At 24.6% G+C, this 6308-nt stretch carries 4 protein-coding genes and 1 pseudogene; 1 reads left to right on the top strand and 4 read right to left on the bottom strand.

Translation table 4 applies throughout. The features are described 5' to 3' along the window. A pseudogene (locus tag BU00_RS04645) lies at window positions 1-241 on the bottom strand (hypothetical protein); the annotation flags it as partial. Between the two features lie 73 nt (window positions 242-314). Then, window positions 315-2645 carry a transglutaminase domain-containing protein gene (locus tag BU00_RS0103110; RefSeq protein ID WP_027121447.1) on the bottom strand — a complete coding sequence of 777 codons (2331 nt, stop codon included), beginning with the start codon at window positions 2643-2645 and terminating at the stop codon, window positions 315-317. A gap of 196 nt (window positions 2646-2841) precedes the next feature. Between BU00_RS0103110 and BU00_RS0103105 the strand changes: the two genes are divergently transcribed. Continuing rightward, a complete protein-coding gene (locus BU00_RS0103105; protein ID WP_084477550.1) occupies window positions 2842-4335 on the top strand; it encodes an APC family permease in 1494 nt (497 codons plus the stop codon). A gap of 32 nt (window positions 4336-4367) precedes the next feature. Here the strand turns inward: BU00_RS0103105 and BU00_RS0103100 are convergent, their stop codons facing one another. Further along, entirely contained in the window at window positions 4368-5267 is a 900-nt protein-coding gene (locus BU00_RS0103100; RefSeq protein ID WP_027121445.1) for an SPFH domain-containing protein, read from the bottom strand. Next, entirely contained in the window at window positions 5267-5758 is a 492-nt protein-coding gene (locus BU00_RS0103095) for an NfeD family protein (RefSeq protein ID WP_051521856.1), read from the bottom strand. The genes BU00_RS0103100 and BU00_RS0103095 overlap by 1 nt, the downstream gene beginning before the upstream one ends. Between the last annotated feature and the right edge of the window lie 550 nt (window positions 5759-6308).

The raw sequence follows: 6308 nt of genomic DNA, 5'->3' as shown, positions 1-6308 counted from the left end.
TATTTAATTTTTTTCTTTTCTTTTGCTTCTTTGTCCCTGTTTTCGATATCAATATTTCTTTATTCATATCTAAATTATACAAATTATATTTTCTTATGAAATATGATTTTACATATAAAGAATTTCTTTTATTTGTTTCTTTCAAATATTTTTTTCAGAAAATATCAATGTTTTCTCTTTTTGGATTTTCATATTCTTTAAATCAATAAAGCCATTCTTGTTGTGTTAGTTGTTTTGCCATTTTTTCGGGGGTATACCCCCGTGTGCCCCTTTCATATATGAAAGGGCTAATAAAGGTGGAAATCTCATTAGCCCTATGGTCTAATTTTAATTTCCACCTTTATTTCACTTATTTCCAAAATGTTTGGTAAGTTCCTTTCAATAAATAATTTTTTATGTTCAATTATTCATTTGCTTTTGGGGATTTTATTAACAATAGATTTTAATTGTTTTGCATAACTTAAAATTTGTGCTTGTGTTAAGTTTAAATAATTATCATCTATATTCTTGTTTATCAGTTGAAATTCATCACGTAAACTTTGATTTAAATGGAGAATTTTTGGTGTTTTAGAAAACATATATGTACCAAGAATTGCTCTAACTTTATTTTTGTATCTTCATAAATCTTGCTTGGTTTTTACTTCTTTATTTAATAATAGTTTACTTGAAATGTTTTTATTATTTAAATCAATTATAAATTCATGATTTTTGTATGAATTTAAATCTTTAATAGTTCCGTTTAACTTAACAGTTATTTTATTTTTTAACATATCAAAATCAAAATCTCTAATTGAAAAATCTTCATTTAAATTAAAATTATCAAGAATATCGGTAAATAAAACTTCTTTTACTTTTGTTTGAGAATTTAGATCAATAATGTCTATATATAATTTTTTATCAGAGTGTTTATTTAAGTAATATAAATAATCATTGTGCTGGTATGTTCTTGGTTGTGTTGTTAAAAGGTTTATAAGCGGAGCTATTTTATCATCTGCAATTAAAATTTGATCATTTTTCTTAACTATTTCTAATTGATTAGAATTGCTTTTTACTCTATATAAATATTTATTAATATACTGTGTTTGATTACTATTTGGATCTTCTTCTAGGTTTCTGTTTGTAATACTATATCAATAACCATTACTTAAAAAATATCTTGTTTGAAATCTTGAAGTTGTAATCATTTTTCATTTTTCATCAATTGAAAGAAAACTTTTTGAATAAAAATTTTCAGTTGCATTTAATTTATCTTTAAAAAGAGAGTCTCAGGGCAAATAGTAACTAACATCATAACCCATTTGTTCATACAATCCTTCACCTTCATGGATTGCTTGGAAGGTATTTTGTCAATTTCTTAATTTTTTGTGTGTAAAAATATCTTTGATATTTTCTTGTGTTCTTCTTCCTTCATCGATAAATGCACCATCAACTCTATATCATTTTTTATCATTTCCACCCTTTGGATCAAAATAAGCAATTGCATATTGATGTAATGCATTCCCTGTTGGTTTTGAAATAGCCTGCACACCAACAATGTTTAAAAGCATAGCTATTGCTGTTCCATATTGTTGACACACACCTTCTCTATGATTTATTCCATAATATAAATCATAATATGCTGATACATCTTCATAAATAAAATAATCACAAACATATCTAGTAATTGCAAATACTTTATCTAAATCACTCATATCTGGTGTTATTTGTGCAATACCTTGTGAAATAAAATTAATAAGATTTCTTTTTTCGTTTCCTTCTGTAATTCAATCCCAAACTATGCTTGTTTGCTTCTTTTGTATTTTGTGTAATCTAATGAATTTATCATTATAAATTTTTTTAGAAGGTTGATTTAATCTTTGATCTCCATCTTCTGTTTCTGTTTCAAAATAAATCATTTGTCTTGACAATTCTAAAAACAAGTTATCAGATCAAGATTCTTTATATCACTCAACAAGAGCCTTACCCATTAATCTTGCATCAAAATTTAATTGTCTTACATCATAAGCAAAAATATCATTAGATGTGACAAGTTTGTTAAATAAAGATTTAAGTTCATTAATTTCTGAGCGTTCATCACCTATTTTTGAAATTCTTTTTGTTAATACTATTTTTTGTTGCTCTTTAAGGTTAAAAAATACATTTTTTTCATCGTTAATCGAATTATTTCAATCAATATTTTGTGTGTTTGATTTATTATTAGTTACAGGATTTTTATCATAATCAATATCGTCTGGATATAATTCCTTTATTTGTTGATCATAATCAGAAATTGAATAATTGTGTTTTGAGTTAGAATTTTCTGATTCATTTTCTATGCTATTGTAGTTATCTGGTTCATTATTAGCAATAAGTTTTATATTGTTGCTATTTTTATCATTTTCTTTTATTTCTTCAATATTATTTAATGAATTATTGGACTTAGTTTCAGAGACAATATTTGTTTTATTTTCTTGGTTTTTTTGATCTCTTTCAATTTGCATCGGTTTAATTTCTAAACCATTTGAATTTTTACCAGATGCTTCTGTATTTTCTTCTTGTATTTTAGATTTAATTTTATCTTTTTCTTGAAAATTACAACCTAACGCAATTAATAATGGTGTAACAGAAACAATGCTAAATATTTTTTTAAACTTGTTTTTATTCATATTTATATTTTACTAAATTTTTTACATTTTTTCAGATGATAAAACCTAAAAATTTAAAAATGAACATTTATTTAAAATAAGTTTCAAGCGAAAAATACTAAAAAGTTATATTTTTGAATATTTTAATGATTTTTTCTTTGTTTTTGTCAAATCATATAATATAATTGACTAATATTTTTAAAGAAAGGAGGTTAATATGGAAATACAAAAAGCAAGAAAAATTGGTCTTATTTTAACATTAATGATGCTTATAGGCTCTGTTGTAGGTATTGGTATATTTTTCAAAAATGGAAGTGTACTTCGTTCAACTGATTCTAATGGTCTTTCATGATTACTTACATGAATTATTGGTGGAATTATATCGCTTTGTGCTGCATTAAGTTTCATGGAGATAGGTTCATTTAAAAACTCTAAAATAACTAGTATTTCAAACTGATCTTACAAGATTTTTGGAAAACATTTTGGTTATTTTACTAACATAACATATACTCTTTTTTATTTTGGTATGCTTTTTACAATAATTAGTTTTTATTTTTCAGAAATATTTTTATTTTTTATTTCTAGTGTTTCAAAATTTGAATTAACAACTATACCTTTATATGTACATGTTTTAATTGGTTTAATTACATCAATTATATTTTTCTTTTTAAATGTTATGTCCACAAAAGTTTCTGGAATTTTTCAATCAGTTGTTACATTGATTAAATTCATTCCAATTTTAGGTGCATTATTCATTGGTATTATTTTTCCAAATACACATAATGCAGGTGGTGTTAATGCTTTTTCATTAGGTAGTTTTACTTTTAAAGGGATTGTATTAGCTTTACCAAGTGTTTTGTTTGCTTATGATGCGTTTTTAGTTTCTGGTTCATTGGCACATAAAGTAAAAAAACCAACAAAAACTATTCCAAAAGCTATTATTATTGGTATGACTTTTATAACAATTTTATATACATTAATAGCTCTTTCAAGCATTTTACACAACAAAGGAACTTTACAAGACTTATTAAAAGATTCGTTATCAGAAAATACGCAAGTTTGATTAGGTAATACAATTGCATTTTTCTTGGTAATATCAACTATTGGAGTTGTTAATGGTTTATCAGCAGCTTTTGTATCAGAATTATCAAATTCAATTAATGCAAATTTAATTTTTGGTTCAAAACAATTAATTAAAAAAATAGGTGAATTTAAAACTTTAATATTATATGCTTTTTTAATCACAATGTTTTGAGCAATTGTTTGTTATATACCAACAATTGTATTAGATACAGATATATTAACAGATGCATATACAAATTATCCAACAGTATTTTTCTTTGTAATTTATGCTATTGTGATTTTAAAATATACAATTTCAAGAAAAAAACAAACTGAAACAACTAAATTTTCAAATTATCTTTTTTATACAGCATCTTTAATAGCTGTTATTGGTATTATTTTTGTTTCTGGTGCTAATATAGTTGTGCAAATAAGCACTGCATTTTCAGATAAAACAAATCCAGCGGGTTGAGGTTTATTTTTAGGAAAAGACTCTGACATTATTCCTCCTTATTTACCCATCTTACTAACTACTATTTTTGCAATATTCTTTATTTCATTACCATATTTAAATGAATATTTAAATAGATTAATTTTTAAAGAAAGTATTATTAAAAATTTTGATGTGTTAGTTAAAAAAGAAGTTTAAAAAACTATTTATTTAAATAAATAGTTTTTTGTTTACATTTTTTCTTCTTCTGATGTTGAAGTATTGACTGCAACAGATGAAGCAACTGTCATTGTTTTTGCAATATCTGCAAGATTTGGCGGTAAGATAACTTTAGTTCCTTTTCCGCTTGCTAATTTTCCAAGTTCTTCTAATGATTTTAACATTAAAATTTCCTGTGAAATTTTTGATGAATTAAGTAATTCAATTGCTTCTTTTTGTCCTTGTGCTCTTAAAATTTCTGATTCACGATCTGCTTGAGCTTTTAATACTTGAGCAGCTTTATCACCTTCAGCTCTTAAAATTTGTGCTTCTTTAAGACCTTCAGCTTCTAAAATATTTGCTCTTTTTTCTCTTTCAGCACGCATTTGTTTTTCCATAGAACTTAAAATTTCTCTTGGTGGTGCTATATTTTTTATTTCCACTCTGTTGACTTTAATACCTCAAGGATCAGAAGCTTCATCTAATAATAAAGTTAATTTTGAATTAATAGTATCTCTTGAAGTAAGAGTTTCATCTAACTCTAATTCACCTAGTAAATTTCTTAGTGTAGTTGCTACAATATTTTCAATAGCTTGCATAGGACGTTCATGACCATAAGCAAAAGCTTTTGGGTCTGTTATTTGTAAGTATACAACGGTATCTACTCTTATTCCAGCATTATCTTTTGTTATTATGTCTTGTTCTGGGAAATCAATAACCTTTTCTTTGTAATCATTTTTCTTTACTACTCTATCTAAAAATGGAATAATTACTCTAAGTCCATTTTCTAACACTTTATAAAATTTTCCAAGTCTTTCTATAACAATAAACTCAGTTTGATTAACTCTTTTTATCGATTTTACAAGTATAAATACTATAAAAATTAATAAAATTGCAAAAATAATCAATCCAACTATTAAACCAATATTCATTATTTTTCCTCCTTATGTTTTTTTATATATAAAATATTACCCTTTATTTCTGAAATTACCACTTTAGAATTTTTATCAATATCACCTTCTCCTTTTGAAGAAATTGCCCTGAAAACCTTTCCATTAATAATAATTTGTCCATAGTCTTCATTTGTTATTATGGTCTCTTTTGATGGTTTATTCAAAATATAACCAGTTGTATAATCGATACCAATCATTTGTTCAACTTTTTGACTATATTTAATTTTTTTCTTTAAAAATTTATACCCACCATAATAAGTTAATGTTCATAGCAATACAAATAAACTAAATTGTATTAAAAATATTCATCATTGATTTGATCTAACAAAAATACTAATAAGAAGTGAAGGTAGTGCTGTTATTGCTGTTAAACCAGATCAAATTTCTGTTGTAAAAATTTCTATTACTACAAAAACAGAAATAATAATTGCTCAAAAAACTATTATGAAAATCCAAATTCTTTCCTCCATATCTAAAATATTATATATTATTTTAAAACTTGTTTTATTTTATAATTTGTTATTTTAAAAGTCACGATGCAAGTTACCATCAAAAAAATAGTAATATATAAATTTTATACAAAAAATAAATTTTGTTTATTTTTTGTATAAAAAAAGCAATAGAAAAGATGTTATTTGGGTTAGCAAATAACGTTTTTTGGTACTTTTTTCTGAAAAAAGTACAGCCCCGGCAGGGTTTTTGCAGCGACAGCTGCATTTCCTCTATATTTTTAAAGTTTTTTTGCTTCTTTTTTTCTAAAAAAAGAAGAAATTGTTGATGTGGTGTAAATAAAAAATCAGTATAACAAATAAGATTACGTGGTAAAATGGTTCACCATTTTACAGCGAGTACTTTTTTGCCTACTTTTTTTAAAAAAGTAGGGTCTCCCTTGATTGCAATCAAGGGACGGAAGGGTTTAAAATATTATTCATAAATTTTTCGTTTTTTATGTTTAAAAAATTTATGAATAATCAAAAGATCTAAGGATTAATTTTTAAATTTTTTAAAGTATTTTTTCTC

This window comes from Mycoplasma leonicaptivi ATCC 49890 (assembly GCF_000622205.1).
Lineage (GTDB): Bacteria > Bacillota_I > Bacilli_A > Mycoplasmatales > Metamycoplasmataceae > Mycoplasmopsis > Mycoplasmopsis leonicaptivi.
This window is presented reverse-complemented; position numbering and strand designations above follow the sequence as displayed.